Source organism: Bacillus cereus (assembly GCF_002564555.1).
Classification (GTDB): Bacteria; Bacillota; Bacilli; order Bacillales; family Bacillaceae_G; genus Bacillus_A; species Bacillus_A cereus_K.
The window spans coordinates 123,136-140,645 of sequence record NZ_NUVD01000007.1; the positions used below are offsets into that span (position 1 = coordinate 123,136).

The window sequence follows — 17,510 nt, forward strand, 5'->3', positions numbered from 1 at the left end:
GAGGTTACAAATATGGAAATTCGCTTATTAACAACAGAGGACGCAGAAATATATTTAAAAGTTTGTATGGAAGGTTTAACAAAGAACCCTGAGGCTTTTAGCTCTTCTTATGAAGATGTTCTTAAACATGAGGATCCTGTATCTGCTATGGCAAAACGATTAAGCAATCCGGATAAGTATACTCTAGGTGTCTTCAAAGATAACGACTTAATCGGTATTGCTACTCTGGAAACAAAGCCCTTCATTAAACAAGAACATAAAGCAAAAATCGGCTCCGTTTTTGTTTCTCCAAAAGCGCGTGGGCTTGGTGCAGGACGAGCTCTAATTAAAGCAATTATTGAAAATGCAGATAGATTACACGTAGAACAACTTATGCTCGATGTTGTCGTTGGTAACGCTGCCGCAAAAAAATTATATGAGTCATTAGGATTCCAAACTTACGGCGTACAAGAACGTTCTTTAAAACACAATGGTCAATATTGGGACGAGGAACATATGGTTTTATTCTTAAATGATTAATATCTCACTATAAATTTTCCAAAAGCATCTTCTTATTAAAAAAGATGCTTTTTTCATTACAACAATGTAATCTTCATGTCACCTTTATCGATCGTACCAATCCTTACCATTCATTATACTAAAAATATAAAGTGAAACTTTAATCAGTGGGGAGCCCCATCCCCCACTGATTATTAGCCTTCACCAATCGGGCGTTTATGGGCAGCCCGACTCCCATCTAACTTCTTCGCATCCACTAAATTCTTGCATGGGAGTCTTACTGCCCTCAAATAGCGGGATAAAATGAGACTTTAATTAGTGAAGCACTGATCATTAAATGAACGTATAGCATTCAATTGATATGTAGAGGAGAATGTGACATGAAACAAAACAAACGAGCTATATTTTTAATATTTACTACAGCGATTGTAACTTCTGGGTTAGCAATTTTACCTTGGTTTATTATATGAACACTCCCCTACTTAGCAAAACTTGAAGTGGGGGTTTCTAACGTTTCGACCTAACGGACGATTAACGTCAGGGGAGTTAACACATTAGCGAGCTGTTTCACGCCTAACCCCTCTATCCCATTTGTCCATGCATTTGGGATTACTTTTCGTAAAATGTTAGCCGCAGCATTTACATCTGCATTAATTAAAGTTTTATTTGCTGAACGATATATGCCGCGCTCTATTCGTTTTCCTGAAAAAGTTGTATTTTGGTCATTTTCTCCATACGTTGGAATGAAGTCGTTATCCAGAAAACTTGCTTTCGATGTATATGATTCTTCAGTTACAACAACTTGAATGCCTACAGCATTTGCTTTGTATGTAATCATTTGAATCAATAAACTATGTGGGATATGACAAAACGATTGGTTATTTCTTTTTCCCATATTCGTTTCTTGTTTCCAACTTTTGTTTTGACCAATAACGATTTTACAAACTTCTTCTTCTTGAGCTAGTTTTACGATATGGTGACTAACTTTATGGAAGACGTCTTTTATTTTCAAGTAACGTTTTTGATGAAGTTTTTCTATCCTTTTAGAAGTAAAAGGTCCTTCATTAGTTTGTTTTCCATTTCTAAGAACGCTTGTAAAATGACTCTTCATTTTGTTGTAATATTGATTTATGCTTTTGACATGTTTGCCCTTAACAAGGACAGGTTTCATACCTGTGTTTGTTACGATGGTTGCAAGGTTATCAATACCTAAATCAATACTCATATAACGAGCATTCTCTTCAATAATTTGTTGTTCAGAAGGAACATCAATTACCAATTCCACTACATATTCATTGTATTTTGGAATCACACGAACTTGTTTCAGTTTACCTTCAGTGAAACCTAATTTCCCAATATTTAATTGCAATTTCGTCTTTGGAAACTTTAAAAATCTACCGTTTTTAATGATGTAATCTTGGTTTGTATACAGAATCTCTTTTTCATAAGAACGAATATACTTTGGAATCCTAGGCGTTCCAGCATATTTGTTTGGATTCTTTTTATAGTCTTTTAAACTAGCAAAAAAAGATTTCCAATTTTGGAACAAACCTTTCATGATTGACTGGCTACATTGCGTAGGCAAAGCTCGATAATCATTTTGAATCATAGCCTTAAATAGTGCATCTAGAAAGTTGTAATCTACATAAGGTTTTTCAAAATTAGGTTCTGAAAACAAATTACATTTAATCTCTTTCTGTTCTTCTTTAGGCTTTAATTTCTCTTTTTCCAATTTCTTCTGATAGGCAAGAAGTTGTGTGTCATTCATCTTACCAATATTTTTATGAATATTATCCAGAACTTCTTTTTGCAAAGGCTGCAACTCTTTTTCTTGTGTTAATCCAGTGTACACCTGGCGTATATAAAAGTTTGTGGTGTTGTACATATTCTTAGCGTTATGACAACATTCTTGAAAATAAGAATACATACGATGCCCTTTTTTAATCCAAATTTGAAGAGTTTTATAGTTTGATGGATTTTCCTTTGTCATTTTATTCACCTCCTTGTTAAGGATATTATAGCGAAATAGAACATATGCTTCCTCTCTTTTCTTGAAAATAAAATATTTCTTTCGATTCACCTCACCACCTTCACTTACGGAGTCCTCTCGAAAGGCATGATAGAAATACTCCCCCTAACAACGAAAAAAGCTTATTGCTTCTTAAGAAGCAATAAGCTTTTTTTATATTATAAAATCCCCAAAAATTTATTTACACAACTTATAATAATAACCATAGATACGGCAACACACATTACAACCGTATTACGATCTTGCTTTTCTTTTTTTGAAATTTCTTCTTTTGGATTCATGTGTATAATCTCCTTTTTTAAAAAAAGTGTGAGATAGGAAATTTTTCTTATCCGATGCGAGGTGAATACGAAAACCCTCTCTATCTCACATACACAATAGAATGGAATTGTCATTTTATAAATAAAATGACATGACGTTATGTCGCAACATAGGGTATTTTGTGTCGCTACGTTTTCTATTATAAAAAATAGTTGTGCAAAACTAGTGCATTTTTTATGTCAATTGCCCCGAGCGAAAAAATCAGCTGTCCATTCAATCACATAAAAAGAGTTTTTTATTGTTTTCATGTAAACTATACAAGTAGAATGAATAGTTTGGGGTGCACAAGATTATGGTAAAAATTTTATTAGTAGACGATGAAGAACGTATGTTACGATTATTAGATCTTTTCTTAAGCCCTCGCGGCTATTTTTGTATGAAAGCTACCTCTGGCCTTGAAGCGCTGGAATTAATCGAACAAAAAGACTTCGATATTATTTTATTAGATGTTATGATGCCAAATATGGATGGTTGGGATACTTGCTATCAAATCCGTCAAATTTCCAACGTTCCAATTATTATGCTAACAGCCCGCAACCAAAATTACGATATGGTTAAAGGTCTTACAATGGGAGCAGATGACTACATTACAAAACCATTTGATGAGCATGTATTAGTCGCGCGAATTGAGGCTATATTACGCCGTACAAAGAAAGACGGATTTGTTAGCTTCAAAGGTATTGAGTGGGATAAAACGAAACATACTGTCACAGTTTATGACGAAAAAATCTCACTAACTCCTATCGAATTTTCGTTACTTGGATTATTTTTACAAAATATAAACCGCGCTTACAGCCGCGATGATCTCATCGAAAGAATTTGGGGCTATCAAACAGACATCGAATACAGAACGATCGATTCGCATATTCGCAATATCCGTGATAAATTACGCAAAAAAGGATTTCCAGTAGAGGATTATTTAGAAACTGTTTATAAAGTCGGATATAAATGGAAAAGTGAATAATCACTACGGTTAGTTCACCTAATAATCCGTGGGGATGGACAAATTCCCACAGATTATTAGGTGAATTTTATATGAAATAAGGTATGGTGAGAAAATGAGTAAACTTTCACTTAAAGTTGGGACATACTTTTTGATATTAGCTTTATGTATTGAAACAATCGCTTTCGTATCTTTTTATAAAAGCCTTTCAAAAATGCGAGTTGAAGAGGAAACGATTGCTCTTTTAGAAAAAGGAAATCGTTATCGTGATACGATTGAACGCCGGGCAAAATGGAGCGAATACGCCCAGCAAAAAAAAAAATACTGAACATTACAAACGTCCTGGATCCCAAAATTTCTCTATTGAACATGCCGCTGAAGATTTAATGGAAACAGAGGCACTTACTAATTCCGATATAATTATCGTTATAACTGATAACTCTGGGAAAATCACGTCTGCCTCAGCAACTGTAACAAAAGATATGCAGCAGCAACTCTATTGCAAAACACAACCTGTTACAAGAGATGGCTTAATAGTAGAAAAGAACTGGAAAAAATCAAAATTCATCTCAACAGTAAGCCCGATTAGAACAAAAGACTTCAATGGTAACTTACACATGCTTTTAAAGACATCATTTTTAGAAAATATGTTACTTAGACTCATGGATCAATTCATCATCGTTAGTATTTTAACACTTATTTTAACAACTATTTCTGTCTTTTTCTTCTCACGCGTTATTACAGAACCACTTATAAAAATGAAGAGAGCAACAGAAAAAATGTCAAAGTTAAATAAGCCGATTCAATTAGGCATTAAACGTAATGATGAACTTGGGAGCTTAGCAAAAACCATTGAAGATTTATCCAGTGAACTTACGTATATGAAAAAAGAACGAAATGAATTTCTCGCTAGTGTCGCTCACGAATTATTAACGCCATTAACCTATATGAAAGGTTATGCAAAGGTAGCAAAGAGAGACTCTTTAACGAAAGAAGAACGTGAAGAATACTTACAAATCATTGAAGATGAAACAGATAGTGTAACCGATCTTGTACAAGATTTATTCATGCTTGTTCAATTAGAACAACACCAGTTTGTTATTAAAAAACAAAAAATGCTGCTTCAACCATTTTTAGAACGAATGGTTGAAAAAACAAAAACAACATTAACGAACAAACAAATGCAACTTCATGTATATTGTAAAGATGATTTAGAAGTTTGGATAGATGAAAGACGTATGGAACAAGTTATGTTAAATTTATTGCACAATGCTTATCAACATTCGCCAGAAAACACATCTATAACGATACGTGTACTAGCGGAAACAGGTTATTTTACAATAAGTGTACAAGATGAAGGTGAAGGTATTCCTGAAGAAGATATCCAACATATTTTTGACCGTTTTTATCGCGTTGATAAATCCAGAACAAGAGCTACCGGTGGAAAAGGCATTGGACTGGCTGTTGCAAAGGAAATTATCGAACTTCATAATGGTTCTATTAAAGTTGAAAGTGAATTAGGAATCGGAACAGAATTTATAATTAAATTACCCTTCGAATAATATATGCGTGAAATCACCAGTAGTAGTAAACACTACTGGTGTTATTTTGTTCATAAAACCAACTCATATAAGCTAAGCTTTTGAAATTATTCTTATTTCAATATAAAATAAGGGTACATTTGTCAAAGATTTGGAGGGTGATATAATTGGATATCCATGTATTAACAAAAGACGAAGCAGAAATTTACTTAAAACTTCGCGTAGAAGGATTAAAACAAAATCCGGAAGCTTTCAGCTCTTCTTATGAAGATATTATTAATAAAGAGTGTGCTATTGAATATAAAGCACAAAAATTAGCACAAGATGAAAACTATACACTAGGTGCATTTAAAGATGGTAATTTAATCGGAGTTGCAACACTGGAAACGAAACCATACGTAAAACAAGAGCATAAAGCTAAAATCGGTTCTGTATACGTATCTCCAAAAGCACGCGGACTTGGAGCGGGAAAAGCACTGATTAAAGAATGTCTCGAGCTTGCTAAATCTTTAGAAGTAGAACAAGTTATGCTTGATGTTGTTGTCGGAAACGATGGTGCAAAAAAACTTTATGAGTCATTAGGCTTCAAAACATTTGGTGTGCAAGAACGTTCATTAAAGTATAACGGACAATATTGGGATGAAGAGCATATGGTCTTATTCCTAGATGAAAATAAATAGTAAAAAGCATCCTCTCCTATATGAGGATGTTTTTTACTTTCTTGTAAACCACGCTGTACTTAATATTTGAATCGCTTTCGCAATTTCTTCTTCTGATAAAATTGCAAATCCCAGTAGAACTACATTTTCAGGTGCAGTACCGTCTTTATAGTACGTAGAAACAGGATATATTTTAATACTATATTTCGCTGCTTCTTTAATTAATTCTTCTTCCCGCATTCCATTATGCACCTTTAATAAAATGTGTAATCCCGAATCTTCTCCTATCACTTCAACAAAATTAGAAAAATATTTTTCTAATTCCAAAACAAGCCGGTCTCTCTTCTTCCGATAGACGACACGCATTTTATGAATATGCTTTTCAAAATGACCTTCACTTAAAAACCTTCTAATTACTTCTTGATCCATTCTTGAAACACTTTGTGTATAAAATAAATATTGCTGTTGATACTTTTTAATTAATTTCTTTGGCAACACCATATAACTCATCCGCAACGATGGTAGCAATGCTTTAGATAGCGTCCCCATATAAATAACTTTCCCATCTGTATCAAGCCCTTGAAGCGCAGGAATCGGCTTTCCCGAATAACGAAATTCACTATCGTAATCATCTTCAATAATATATCTTCCTTCTTCTTTCTTTGCCCATTGTAAAAGCTGTATCCTCCTCGTGATAGGCATGATCATTCCATGCGGAAACTGATGAGAAGGAGTAACAAATACAACATCCGCATCGCTATTTTCTAAATCTGCAATACAAATTCCATCTCTATCCAAAGATAACATTTGAACTCTTTTCTCTCCCTGTTCAAAAGCGACCATTTTCCTATGATATCCAGGATTTTCAACTGCATAATTGCTTCCCTTTAATAATTGAAACAGTAGTTTCACTAATATTTGTGTTCCAGCTCCTAATACGATTTGACTAGCCGAACAACGCACACCTCTAGATTCATACAAATAGTTCGCAATCTCTTCTCTTAAGCTCACTTCTCCTTGAGGGTGTCCAAGAAAGAGGAATTCATTATTATGTGGCTGCCATACTTCATTTATAATTTTCCGATACATATTGAACGGAAAAGCATTTGTATCAATTCCTGTTTGTGTGAAATCAAATTTGTAATTCTTCTCCTGAAACGCTACTTCTCCTATTCTCTCTTCGCTTCCTTCTACATAAACCATTTGCTCAATCTTACAAACAAAATAACCCTTTCTCGATATCGACTCAATATATCCTTCTGCAAGTAATTGTTCATACGCCGCCTCTATCGTATTTTTACTTACTTGTAAATATATTGCCAACTTCCGCTTAGCTGGTAACTTCGTAAAAGGTAAGATCGTTCCCTCTTTAATTTCTTTTTTTATATACTCATACAATTGCACATACAATGCCTTTTTACTATTCATATTTAAATTAGGTGTTAATTCCAACATAACATCTGACCCCTTAATAAAATTAAAATCTGATACTTTTTACAGTACCAGAAGTTATATATAATTCCTTTTATCATGTCACACATAAAAAATCAAATACTGGAGAGGGGGATGCATGATGATGAACAATAATAGACGTATTGGACTCATTATGATTATTACAGGAGCTACATTATGGGGATTATCTGGTCCAATGATTCAATGGCTATTTCAACATACTAACGTATCATCAATTGATTTTTTAACAATTCGCTTGTTGCTTGCAGGAGTATTTATTTTGTCATTCTTACTTATAAAGAAGCAAAACATATTCCACATTTGGAAACGTCCTAGACAATCTATACACCTTGTTATTTTTTCTATTCTTGGCATGCTTGGTGCACAATACGCCTTTATTGAAACAGTTCATATGAGTAACGCGGTCACAGCAACACTATTTCAATTTCTAGGTCCTGTGCTTATTACGATATACGTTGCATTTGAACAAAAGAAATTCCCTGCTTCAATGCAAATACTCGCAATTATAACGGCACTAACAGGGACATACTTCATTATTACAAATGGCTCAATTGAAAATATTGTTTTATCTACAGAAGCCATTATTTTTGGCTTATTAACAGCAATTGGATTTGCATTTTATACCCTTCATCCAGCTACTCTTATTAAAGAGTGCGGAACAACTATAGTAATTGGCTGGGGGATGTTAATCGGAGGAATTGCACTGCTTATTTATAATCGTTCGTTTGGATGGCATCAGCTTTCACAAACTTTTACACTCAAAACTTTTTCTATGCTGATTCTTATCATTATAAGTGGCACTCTTTCTTTTCTTCTATATATCGGTAGTCTTAAATATTTAGCAGCAACAGAAACGAGTATTTTATCTAGCATTGAACCACTTGTAGCTGCCATCGTTTCGATCGCTTGGCTTAATGAATCTTTTGGAGCATATCAATTATTAGGCGGCATATGTATCGTTCTTTCTGTTATTTTCTTAACGCTACCTCAAAAAGAGAACGAACATACTTTTACAACTGAACGAGTATAAAGTGAAACTTTAATCAGTGTTTTTTTGCATCCCCACTGTTTATTAGCACACACTAATCGGGATTTTACGCGCAGCCCACAAATAGCGGGATAAAAAATGTCAAAAGAGGTCGTACAAAACTTACGTCCTCTTTTTATACTTTAAAGGAATTGTCCCACCTTCTAGCAAATACAATTACACTAACAATAAAAAATAGGAGTGTGGCACCATGAAAAAAATCGGAACTCTGCTACTTCTCTCCTTCCTCATCACTGGATGCACACAAGTACAACCTGATTCAAAAGCACCTAAAAAAGAAGCCATAACAACATCATCCTCTCAAATTAACGCGCCTTCTTTTTTTCATCTTAGCGTTTTAAAAGATGTAAATTGGGAAGAAACGCCATCCTTCGTAGAAGGAAAAACACCTTTAAAGGGGATTGAAAGAAGAATTGCAATGGCTGATACACCTATTATCGCAAATGAACAAAATGAAATTATGTGGTACTTTCTAGATTCTCAAATGCCAACTGGAAAATTATCTATTATTGCGTTAAAACAAGGATCTGTAACTCCAACACAAGTACTCTTTCAACAAGAAACTTCCAAACAAACTTGGACTACTTCAAATACAGTCGATGCTACAATAAAAGAACTCCCCCTCGTAATGTCACTGCCATCATCTGGATTATGGATATTAAATATATATGTGAATGAAAAATATTATGATCAGTTTGTGATCACTGCTGAATAAGTTGATAAAACTACTATACTTCCTTGCACCCACTGAATTTTGAGCGGGAGTCTTACTGCCAGCAAATAGCGAGATGATTAGTGGAGAAACATCAATAATTCTACACTTCCTCATTATTTTAATTTCTCACCTCAAAAAAGCAGTGCCTAAAGGCACTGCTTTTAACTATTAATAACTCGGCATTTTCGTAATCTGTGCCACTCCTGAATCAATGGCTGCTTTTGCTACTGCTTCTGCAACACTTGGAACAACTCTTTTATCTAATGGATTTGGAATTACATAACTCGCATGAAGCTCTTCATCCGTAATGATGTTAGCGATTCCATATGCTGCCGCTAATTTCATCTCTTCTGTAATATCAGTCGCGCGCACATCTAACGCACCGCGGAATATTCCAGGGAACGCCAATACATTATTGACTTGATTTGAATAATCAGAACGTCCAGTTCCGACTACAGCTGCACCAGCTTCTAATGCATCTTCTGGGAATATTTCTGGAATTGGATTCGCCATTGCAAACACAATTTGCTTCTCATTCATCGTCTGTACAAGTTCTTTCGTTAATACGTTAGGGGCAGATACACCAATGAAAATATCAGCCTGATGAATTGCTTCCTTTAATGTTCCGCGCACGAATTCTCGATTTGTTTTCTTTGAAACTTCGACCTGTGCTTCATTCATCCATGTTTCCCCTTCACAAACAATACCTTCTAAGCTAACTAACGTAATATGTTTTGCACCGGCTTTTAATAATAATTTTCCAATTGCAATTCCTGCCGAACCAGCACCGTTAATAACAATTTTTACATTATCCATTTGTTTACTTACGACTTTTAGTGCATTAATAACAGCTGCTAAAACGACAATAGCTGTTCCATGTTGATCATCATGGAATACAGGAATATTCGTTTCTTCTTTTAATCGTTTTTCAATTTCAAAGCAACGTGGCGCTGCAATATCTTCTAAATTGATACCAGAAAATGTAGGCTCTAAATTTTTCACAAGGGTAACGATTTCATCTACATCCGTCGTCCCTAGACATAAAGGGAAAGCATCTACATTCGCAAATTTCTTGAATAAAATACTTTTCCCTTCCATAACAGGCATAGCCGCTTTCGGTCCAATATTCCCTAAACCAAGTACTGCAGTTCCATCTGAGACAACCGCTACCATATTACCACGTGCTGTATAGTCATAAACTGTTTCCTCATCTGCTGCAATTGCTTTGCAAGACTCCGCCACGCCTGGTGTATAAGTCAGACTTAAATCATCCGCTGAATTCACTTCCACCTTACTTGTAATTTCAATTTTCCCTACTAACTCTTTATGCAATAACAATGATCTTTCATTAATTTGATTTTCTAACATACTTATAATCTCCCCTTAATTTGACAAGCTAGCTATATGAATATAGCTAGCTTGTTAATCATGAAAACATTTTCAATAAAATTGTCGCTGTTACGACCACTGCTGCCCCGCCTAAACGCGTTGAAATTTGCGCAAAAGGCATTAATTCCATACGATTTGAAGCTGATAGAATCGCAACATCTCCAGTTCCACCTAAACCACTATGACATCCCGTTACAATTGCTGATTCAACAGGATACATTTTCATCGCTTTTCCTACAAGAAAACCTGATGCTACCATTGTAAGAACAACTGATGCACACACAGCAACATATCCTACAGAAAGAACTGCCGCTACGTCTTTTAACGGAATATATAGCAATCCTAAGCCGACCATTAACGGCCATGTTAAATTTTTTGAAATAAATTTATATAAATGGAATGCTCCTTGCTCCATTTTTGCTGGCATTAATTTAAAGTACTTCACAAGTGCTGCTGAGAAAATCATAATGATTGCCCCAGGAATACCGATGAACTTAGAAGCGAATCCTCCAAAGATGAAGAACGTACATGCAATTAATAAACCTGCTCCCATTAATGAGAAGTCAATTGGCTTCTCTGTATTTTGTTCTTTTAATAATTCTGCTTGATTGTCTGTTTTCACTAATACACCGTTACCACTAAGCTCAGGTTTCTTCTCACCTAAACGCTTCATATAGCCTGCGCTCACAATTGCAAACATATTCCCGATAATAGCTGCTGGAATAAGTTGTGATACAAATGTTGCTGATGACTCATTTAAAATATCACCGTAAGCTAACGATAATGGTAAAATCCCTTCTCCAATACCACCACTCACAATTGGTACAATGATGAAGAAGAATGTCCGCTTCATTTCAAATCCAAATAGTGAACCTACTAATAAGCCTACTGCTATAGAAGCTAGCGTCCCTACTACTAAAGGAATAAACATGCGAACGAAACCTTGTACTAATACTTTACGGTTCATTCCTAAAATACTTCCAACTACTAAACAAGAAATATATAAATATAAAAAGTTCGATTTTTTCATTAACATAGTCGCAGCTTCCATTGAAGCTGGATTCATCCAGTTAAAAAATACAAGTAACGATGGAACAAATAACGAAAGAATTGCTGGACCACCGATATTTTTTAAAATTGGAATTCTCATCCCAATGTCGCCTAAAAAAATACCCATAATCATAATAACTGCAAATCCACCAATCATATCAGCTGGCAATTTATTATATACAGACGCTCCATAAATAATAGCAGCCAATACTACATATAACGGTAAAGGTATAACACCGATTTTTACGTTCATAATTTTAGAAACGAAAGATTCTCTTTGTACTTCATTCTCCTCAGATAATGATATCGCTTCCATATCCTTCCGAATTCCCATATGGCACCCCCTTGTTTTCTTAATAACAATATTAAAACGCTTTCAATAGTAAAAATAGTTTTTGTAAGTTTTGTAATTGATTTTGTAATTAAAAAAAGTATAAGCGACTTATAAATAAGTCGCTTATATGTAAAACTCTATTTTATTTTGGTCAACACATCTTAATTTACTCACAGGTCTTCCCACATGTTGATACACCATTTCGTTTTCTAACACTCCAATTTCAGTCAAAAACATTACATACTTTCGAATAGAAACTCTTGAAACGCCTACTAATTGCGCCATTTCATCTGTTGTAAACGCTCGTCCATTCAGCGACTCGATCTTCTGCCAAATTAATTGCAACGTTTGCTTCGTTAATCCTTTCGGAAGCTCTTTAGTGACAGTAGGCTCTCTTTTTTCTTTTTGCAAAATTAATGAATCTAATTCTGATTGACTAATTTTTTGTTGTTCTTTCATGAAAGTGAGTTTTTCTCGATATACCGTTAATGCCTCTTTAAATCGTTCAAATGTAAATGGTTTAATTAAATAATCTACAACCCCATATTGTAATGCTTTTTTAATACTCCCCATATCATGTACAGCTGAAATCATCATAATATCAATTTCTTTTTCTTGATTTCGAATATACATTAAAAGCTCGAATCCAGTCTCTTCAGGCATAAAAATATCAAGTAATACTAAATCTACTCGTGAGTTTTCTAATGCTTCTATCGCCGATTTAACTGAGTTAACTGCATGAACAAGTTCAAACCCTCCTACTTGCTCTAAATAATGTGTATTTAACATTGCTACCATCGGATCATCTTCTACAATTAAAACTTTAATCATATTTGCCTCTCATCCCTACCTTTAGGTATTTCAATTGTTATCGTTGTTCCCTCTCCTAACAATGAGGAAATGTGAATCCCCCCATTTATTCGCTGTATGCTTTCTTTTACAAGATACAAACCATACCCACGATTGTCTCCTTTTGTGGAATAACCTTTTGTAAATAATGTATCTATCTCATCTTCTTTTATGCCATTCCCCGTATCTTGTACTGTAATAGTCAATGTATCCCCATATTGTATCCCAATTTCAACTTGTTTCTTTTCACAATTCATCACTGCCTCTAATGCATTATCTATTAAATTTCCGACAATCGTAATAAGCTCATGAGTAATACTTTCATCATATATTTCCGGCAAGTAGGCATCTTCACTTATAATTAAATTTATATTTTTCTCTCTAGAATAGCTAAGTTTACCTAATAAAAAACCAGCAAATACTGGATTCTTAATTTTTTTCATAACCCCGCCAATTTCATATTGATGCTCCGATACCATACTACTCACATATTTCTGCAACTCTTCATACTGTTTCATATGTGTAAGACCTAATACGACATGCATTTTATTCATAAATTCATGCGATTGTGCCCGTAACGCTTCTGCATATAACCGAATCCCAGTTAATTCCTCTGCTAATTTTCTAATCTCTGTTTTATCACGAAATGTTGCAATCGCGCCAACTATTTCTCCTTTTACATATAAAGGAACACGATTCGTAACAATCGTAATTCCGTAAATATTTTGTTCTTCGTTTAATTGTACCACTCCTGTTTGCAGCACTTCTTTTATACGTGAATTAGGCATATACACTTCAACATCTTTACCGATAAAGTCGTCTTTAAGTCCGCTTTTCTTAAATAGCCGTTTTGCTTCATTATTAATTAACGTTACTTTCGCTTCTTTATCTACAGCAATAATACCTTCTTTGACCGATTGTAACATCGTATTTCTTTCTTCAAGAATTTTCGCTATCCTATGTGGCTCAAGACCAAATAAACTTTTCTTTATATGTCTAGCTAGCAATATCGCTCCTATAATGCCAACTAATAGCCCAACTCCAACACCGATATACATAATATATCTACTTTCCTTAACTCGCTCTTTTACATTATCTGCTGAAATTCCAACCGCAACCACTCCAAGTTGTTCCCCTGTGTCAGAAAAAACCGGTATAAATACTCTCATAGAGACCCCTAAAGTTCCTTCTGCCAGCGACACATGTTCCTTTCCCTTCAATGCCGTTCCTTCATCTCCTCCAATGAAATGTTGCCCTATTTTTTGAGGATTGGGGTGAGATTTCCGGATTCCATTCATATCCATAACTACAATAAATTGAACATCCGTACTCTTTAATAGCTTATTTGTATACACTTGAATCAAGGAGGGATCTACCTTCCCCGCCAACCCATCAATTACAATAGAATCATTTGCCACAATACGTGCAATTGTCTTTGCTTTCTCTGCTTGGCTTTCTTCTGTCGTTCGTTCAACATTATGGCTAATTAAAAAATCTGTTACGAGTAAAGAAAAAATTACAACTGTGCACACTAATAATGTAATCGTTTTCCATAAATTCCATAGTTTTTTCCTTTTTCTCATCCCTTCCATAACTCCCTCAATTATTAAATCGTAAAATAAGTAGAATGATACCATTTTCACTTTATATTTTCCAATCAATAAAACAATCCATAATAATAAAATGTATTTTCACTTAAATCATGTCATTCTTAAAAGTTCGTATTACAAAAATAAGAGAGCTTCTATGTATAGAAACTCTCTTATTTTATATCCTTTTCTTTTCCTAATTTACTAACTTAAATTCGTCACCCACTCTATCTTTTTCCCCTAATTTATTTTGGGCTTTTCACATAACTAACCGCCTGGCTCCCCATCTGTATCCACGCTTGTTCAAAGCTTTCCCTCGGTACCTTTACATCTAAACTATCATTAAGAGGATCTCGAATATATACAGATTCCTTATCGTATCCAATAAGTACAACACAATGCTCATTATACGTAATAGAAACATCCCCACTATTTGTTTCCCATGTAGTAAATTCATCTTCATCCAATGGTGCATATGTTGCATTCGTAATCATGACTACTGGTTGCCCCGCTTTTACACTCTTATACATTTCTTCTATACTCTTCCCTGTTAAATCCACAGCTTTATTAGGTAAATATTTTTTTGCTAACTGAAAAAGTGGTTCATGATATACACCGTATCCGGATTCAGAAAAGGTATAAATATTCCCTACAAATCCTTCATTCGGATTCCCGCGTACACCACCCTCCATAAAATTAACTTTTTTTATTTCATTTGCTAATTCCATCTTATCTACTGAAACGCCTGCGTATTGTAACATCATTGCTAGACTTGTCACTTCACACCCTCTATCCAGCTCTGGTAATTGCTGAATTAAAGGCACATTGGATAAGATGACTTTTTCATCGTTATTACTAAACTCCGTTCGTTTTCCTCCTTGTATATTGAAGAATGTTAACTTCTCCATGTACTTTGTGATTCCATTTGTATATACACTCCATACTACTATGCCAAGTAAAGCTATACATATATACCACTTCAATTTCCGTATCACTCTCACGCCCTTTTTAATTCGTTAAATAAGAATAAAACGCGTCAGCATCTGTTCGAACCATCGGTACAAAATTTAGTTCTTTTTCTTTTTCAGGATGATCTTTTTTTATTTTTTCTGCCACATCTTGAATATTCATATTCGTTTTGTCCATATTAAGCTCATCTGCCATTTGTAGCACTTTTTGTTCATTGATTTCTCTTAATACTTGATATATATCTTTACCATACAAATCAATATGATATTTTTTTGCTTCTGCCTGTACTTTTTGTTCGTACACCTCTTGCGCTAACTCTTCTATCCCTTTTCCTTTTTGAGAAATCCCTAGCTTTCCTGCTTCTTCTCTTACTTTCGTTCCATAAATTTCTTCCGCGATGTCTTCTATCTCTTTTCCTTCAGTCGAAACCCCTAATTTCTCTGCTTCGTTATTAATTTTGATTGCATTGATTTGGCTTATTAAATCCACAATCGATGTGTTTTCTATAGATATCCCCAGGTTTAACGCTTCTTGCTTCACTTTTGTTTCATAAATTTCTTCTGAAAGAGTTCCAACATCCTTTCCTTCAATCGAAATTCCTAACTGTTCTGCTTCTCTTCCTACTTCCGTTTCATGAATTTCTTTTTCTAGCGTAATTTGTTCTTTTCCCTCCGTTTCGATACCTAATTTCTCTGCTTTTTCTTCTGTATTCATTGTATGTATCTTTCCATTGTTTAATTGCTCTTTACTGCGCTGCGCGTAATCTGTCTTTCCTTTTTGTGCTTCAGAAGGAGAGGCACCCCCTAATATACTTAAACTCATTACTCCAATAGTGAATACCGTCATCATTTTCTTTTTCATATTTACTTCCTCCCTCTTTCACTGTCTTTTCCATCATTCCCATAATTTTTTTAATACTATACATAAACCTCATCGCTGCTTGAGATAACATTATGATCGATATAATTTGCTCAAATACACCTTAATAACCGCTTCTTCGTATGACGAATTTTCTTTGTGCAATACATGATATAAATGTTTTCTTAACTTTCCCTTAAAAAAAAGACGACCTTGTAAAAACAAGATCGTCTTCTTACCTATACTTTTTGGTTTTTAGGAAGAACCACTTCAAAACAAGTACCCTCTCCCCATTTGCTCTCTACTAATATTTTTCCGTAATGCTTTTCTACAATCCAATTGGCGATGGAAAGACCTAATCCAGCCCCTTCTGACGTACTTCTTGCTTTATCCCCCTGATAAAAACGATCAAATAATTTCGGAATATCCTCTTCTTTCACTCCTATCCCATCATCTTTCACCTGTACATGAATTGAACTGCTCGTTTGCGTGCAATCGATTTGAATATGCCCACCTTCATTCGTATACTTCATCGCATTATCTAACAATATGACCATCATTTGATGGATTCTCTCTCTATCACCCATAAACAATATGTCGCGTTCTATTTTTAAAATCATCTCTTTTTCTTGATAAGAGGCAATTTCTTTATATGGATCTATGATTTCTTCTAACAATTTATCCAGTCCAAATGTTTTCTTGTCCATCTCAATCTGGTTAGAATCCGAACGGGCTAACAATAATAAATTGCTAACTAGTTTCGATAACCGCCTACATTCCTTTGAAATTGTGGAGATATCCATCGCTTTTTCTTCTATCGTAGCGGATGGTGACTGGAATAATACATCTGTTTTTGATTGAATAACTGCAAGTGGTGTCCTTAGTTCATGCGATGCATCAGAAACGAACTGCTGCTGCTTTTCCCATGAATTTTGAATAGGTACAAGCGCTCTACCAGCTAGGAAAAAGCCGATTCCTATTGCACATAGACTTCCTATGCTACAACCAATAACAAGAATTAAAAACAATGTACGCAGTACTTCTGTTTCAGTCGTCGTTTCACGTAATATTTGAAATGTGACATTCTCTCCCGAACGTGTAGTTTCTTTGAATGCCACGGTTCTATAACTTTTTCCTTTTATTTCTATATCGTAGAAATCTCCAATTTTTTTGGGGAATAGCTTTATTTTGTTTTCTTCCAGAAAACTACGATCTCGAACTCTCGGATCAATCTCTCGCAATTGC

Annotated in this window: 14 protein-coding genes and 2 pseudogenes; 6 read left to right on the forward strand and 10 right to left on the reverse strand. The window is 34.7% G+C overall.

The genetic code is table 11. The features are described 5' to 3' along the window. Positions 1-12 precede the first annotated feature (12 nt). The gene (locus tag COI75_RS03145; protein ID WP_000405880.1) at positions 13-519 is read left to right on the forward strand and encodes a GNAT family N-acetyltransferase; all 507 of its coding nucleotides are present in this window, start codon (positions 13-15) and stop codon (positions 517-519) included. Positions 520-1,018: 499 nt separating this feature from the next. Here the strand turns inward: COI75_RS03145 and COI75_RS03150 are convergent, their stop codons facing one another. Continuing rightward, a complete protein-coding gene (locus COI75_RS03150) occupies positions 1,019-2,488 on the reverse strand; it encodes an RNA-guided endonuclease InsQ/TnpB family protein (RefSeq protein ID WP_098448231.1) in 1,470 nt (489 codons plus the stop codon). Positions 2,489-2,685: 197 nt separating this feature from the next. Then, the gene (locus tag COI75_RS27195) at positions 2,686-2,808 is read right to left on the reverse strand and encodes a hypothetical protein (RefSeq protein ID WP_001068391.1); all 123 of its coding nucleotides are present in this window, start codon (positions 2,806-2,808) and stop codon (positions 2,686-2,688) included. A 332-nt stretch (positions 2,809-3,140) separates the two neighbouring features. Here COI75_RS27195 and COI75_RS03160 point away from each other — a divergent pair, with 332 nt between their 5' ends. The 3 genes and pseudogenes from COI75_RS03160 (at position 3,141) to COI75_RS03170 (ending at position 6,012) form a co-directional block, all read left to right on the forward strand. Continuing rightward, the gene (locus COI75_RS03160; RefSeq protein WP_000238946.1) at positions 3,141-3,812 is read left to right on the forward strand and encodes a response regulator transcription factor; all 672 of its coding nucleotides are present in this window, start codon (positions 3,141-3,143) and stop codon (positions 3,810-3,812) included. A 94-nt stretch (positions 3,813-3,906) separates the two neighbouring features. Beyond that, positions 3,907-5,353: pseudogene (locus COI75_RS03165) on the forward strand (sensor histidine kinase). A gap of 146 nt (positions 5,354-5,499) precedes the next feature. Continuing rightward, positions 5,500-6,012, forward strand: coding sequence for a GNAT family N-acetyltransferase (locus tag COI75_RS03170; RefSeq protein ID WP_000351218.1), 513 nt, complete (start codon positions 5,500-5,502; stop codon positions 6,010-6,012). Between the two features lie 33 nt (positions 6,013-6,045). Here the strand turns inward: COI75_RS03170 and COI75_RS03175 are convergent, their stop codons facing one another. Then, positions 6,046-7,446: a MocR-like pyridoxine biosynthesis transcription factor PdxR gene (locus COI75_RS03175; RefSeq protein ID WP_000891908.1), complete on the reverse strand. Its 1,401-nt coding sequence runs from the start codon at positions 7,444-7,446 to the stop codon at positions 6,046-6,048. 121 nt (positions 7,447-7,567) lie between these two features. On the opposite strand from COI75_RS03175, the gene COI75_RS03180 reads away from it, so the two are divergent. Beyond that, positions 7,568-8,494, forward strand: a complete 927-nt coding sequence (locus COI75_RS03180; protein WP_098448234.1) for a DMT family transporter — start codon at positions 7,568-7,570, stop codon at positions 8,492-8,494. A 208-nt stretch (positions 8,495-8,702) separates the two neighbouring features. Further along, entirely contained in the window at positions 8,703-9,227 is a 525-nt protein-coding gene (locus tag COI75_RS03185; protein WP_000719648.1) for a DUF4871 domain-containing protein, read from the forward strand. Between the two features lie 168 nt (positions 9,228-9,395). Here the strand turns inward: COI75_RS03185 and COI75_RS03190 are convergent, their stop codons facing one another. The 7 genes and pseudogenes from COI75_RS03190 to COI75_RS03220 all read right to left on the reverse strand — a co-directional run. Beyond that, on the reverse strand, positions 9,396-10,595 hold the full coding sequence (locus COI75_RS03190) for an NAD(P)-dependent malic enzyme (protein WP_000892427.1): 1,200 nt from the start codon (positions 10,593-10,595) through the stop codon (positions 9,396-9,398). Positions 10,596-10,653: 58 nt separating this feature from the next. Then, a complete protein-coding gene (locus tag COI75_RS03195; protein ID WP_420042272.1) occupies positions 10,654-11,982 on the reverse strand; it encodes a 2-hydroxycarboxylate transporter family protein in 1,329 nt (442 codons plus the stop codon). A 141-nt stretch (positions 11,983-12,123) separates the two neighbouring features. Continuing rightward, positions 12,124-12,831, reverse strand: a complete 708-nt coding sequence (locus COI75_RS03200) for a response regulator (RefSeq protein ID WP_000598655.1) — start codon at positions 12,829-12,831, stop codon at positions 12,124-12,126. After that, positions 12,828-14,432, reverse strand: a complete 1,605-nt coding sequence (locus COI75_RS03205; RefSeq protein WP_033657202.1) for a sensor histidine kinase — start codon at positions 14,430-14,432, stop codon at positions 12,828-12,830. Before COI75_RS03205 ends, COI75_RS03200 begins: the two co-directional genes overlap by 4 nt. Before the next feature lie 251 nt (positions 14,433-14,683). After that, on the reverse strand, positions 14,684-15,433 hold the full coding sequence (locus COI75_RS03210; protein ID WP_033657099.1) for a C39 family peptidase: 750 nt from the start codon (positions 15,431-15,433) through the stop codon (positions 14,684-14,686). A 13-nt stretch (positions 15,434-15,446) separates the two neighbouring features. Further along, a complete protein-coding gene (locus COI75_RS03215) occupies positions 15,447-16,268 on the reverse strand; it encodes a hypothetical protein (RefSeq protein ID WP_000728578.1) in 822 nt (273 codons plus the stop codon). Positions 16,269-16,504: 236 nt separating this feature from the next. Next, a pseudogene (locus COI75_RS03220) lies at positions 16,505-17,449 on the reverse strand (sensor histidine kinase); the annotation flags it as partial. Between the last annotated feature and the right edge of the window lie 61 nt (positions 17,450-17,510).

What these genes read in the sequence shown, in the direction of transcription:
- COI75_RS03145 (WP_000405880.1), top strand. Translation starts at nt 13, where the DNA reads ATGGAAATTCGCTTATTAACAACAGAGGACGCAGAAATATATTTAAAA.
- COI75_RS03150 (WP_098448231.1), bottom strand. Translation starts at nt 2,488, where the DNA reads ATGACAAAGGAAAATCCATCAAACTATAAAACTCTTCAAATTTGGATT.
- COI75_RS27195 (WP_001068391.1), bottom strand. Translation starts at nt 2,808, where the DNA reads ATGAATCCAAAAGAAGAAATTTCAAAAAAAGAAAAGCAAGATCGTAAT.
- COI75_RS03160 (WP_000238946.1), top strand. Translation starts at nt 3,141, where the DNA reads ATGGTAAAAATTTTATTAGTAGACGATGAAGAACGTATGTTACGATTA.
- COI75_RS03175 (WP_000891908.1), bottom strand. Translation starts at nt 7,446, where the DNA reads ATGTTGGAATTAACACCTAATTTAAATATGAATAGTAAAAAGGCATTG.
- COI75_RS03180 (WP_098448234.1), top strand. Translation starts at nt 7,568, where the DNA reads ATGAACAATAATAGACGTATTGGACTCATTATGATTATTACAGGAGCT.
- COI75_RS03185 (WP_000719648.1), top strand. Translation starts at nt 8,703, where the DNA reads ATGAAAAAAATCGGAACTCTGCTACTTCTCTCCTTCCTCATCACTGGA.
- COI75_RS03190 (WP_000892427.1), bottom strand. Translation starts at nt 10,595, where the DNA reads ATGTTAGAAAATCAAATTAATGAAAGATCATTGTTATTGCATAAAGAG.
- COI75_RS03195 (WP_420042272.1), bottom strand. Translation starts at nt 11,982, where the DNA reads ATGGAAGCGATATCATTATCTGAGGAGAATGAAGTACAAAGAGAATCT.
- COI75_RS03200 (WP_000598655.1), bottom strand. Translation starts at nt 12,831, where the DNA reads ATGATTAAAGTTTTAATTGTAGAAGATGATCCGATGGTAGCAATGTTA.
- COI75_RS03205 (WP_033657202.1), bottom strand. Translation starts at nt 14,432, where the DNA reads ATGAGAAAAAGGAAAAAACTATGGAATTTATGGAAAACGATTACATTA.
- COI75_RS03215 (WP_000728578.1), bottom strand. Translation starts at nt 16,268, where the DNA reads ATGAAAAAGAAAATGATGACGGTATTCACTATTGGAGTAATGAGTTTA.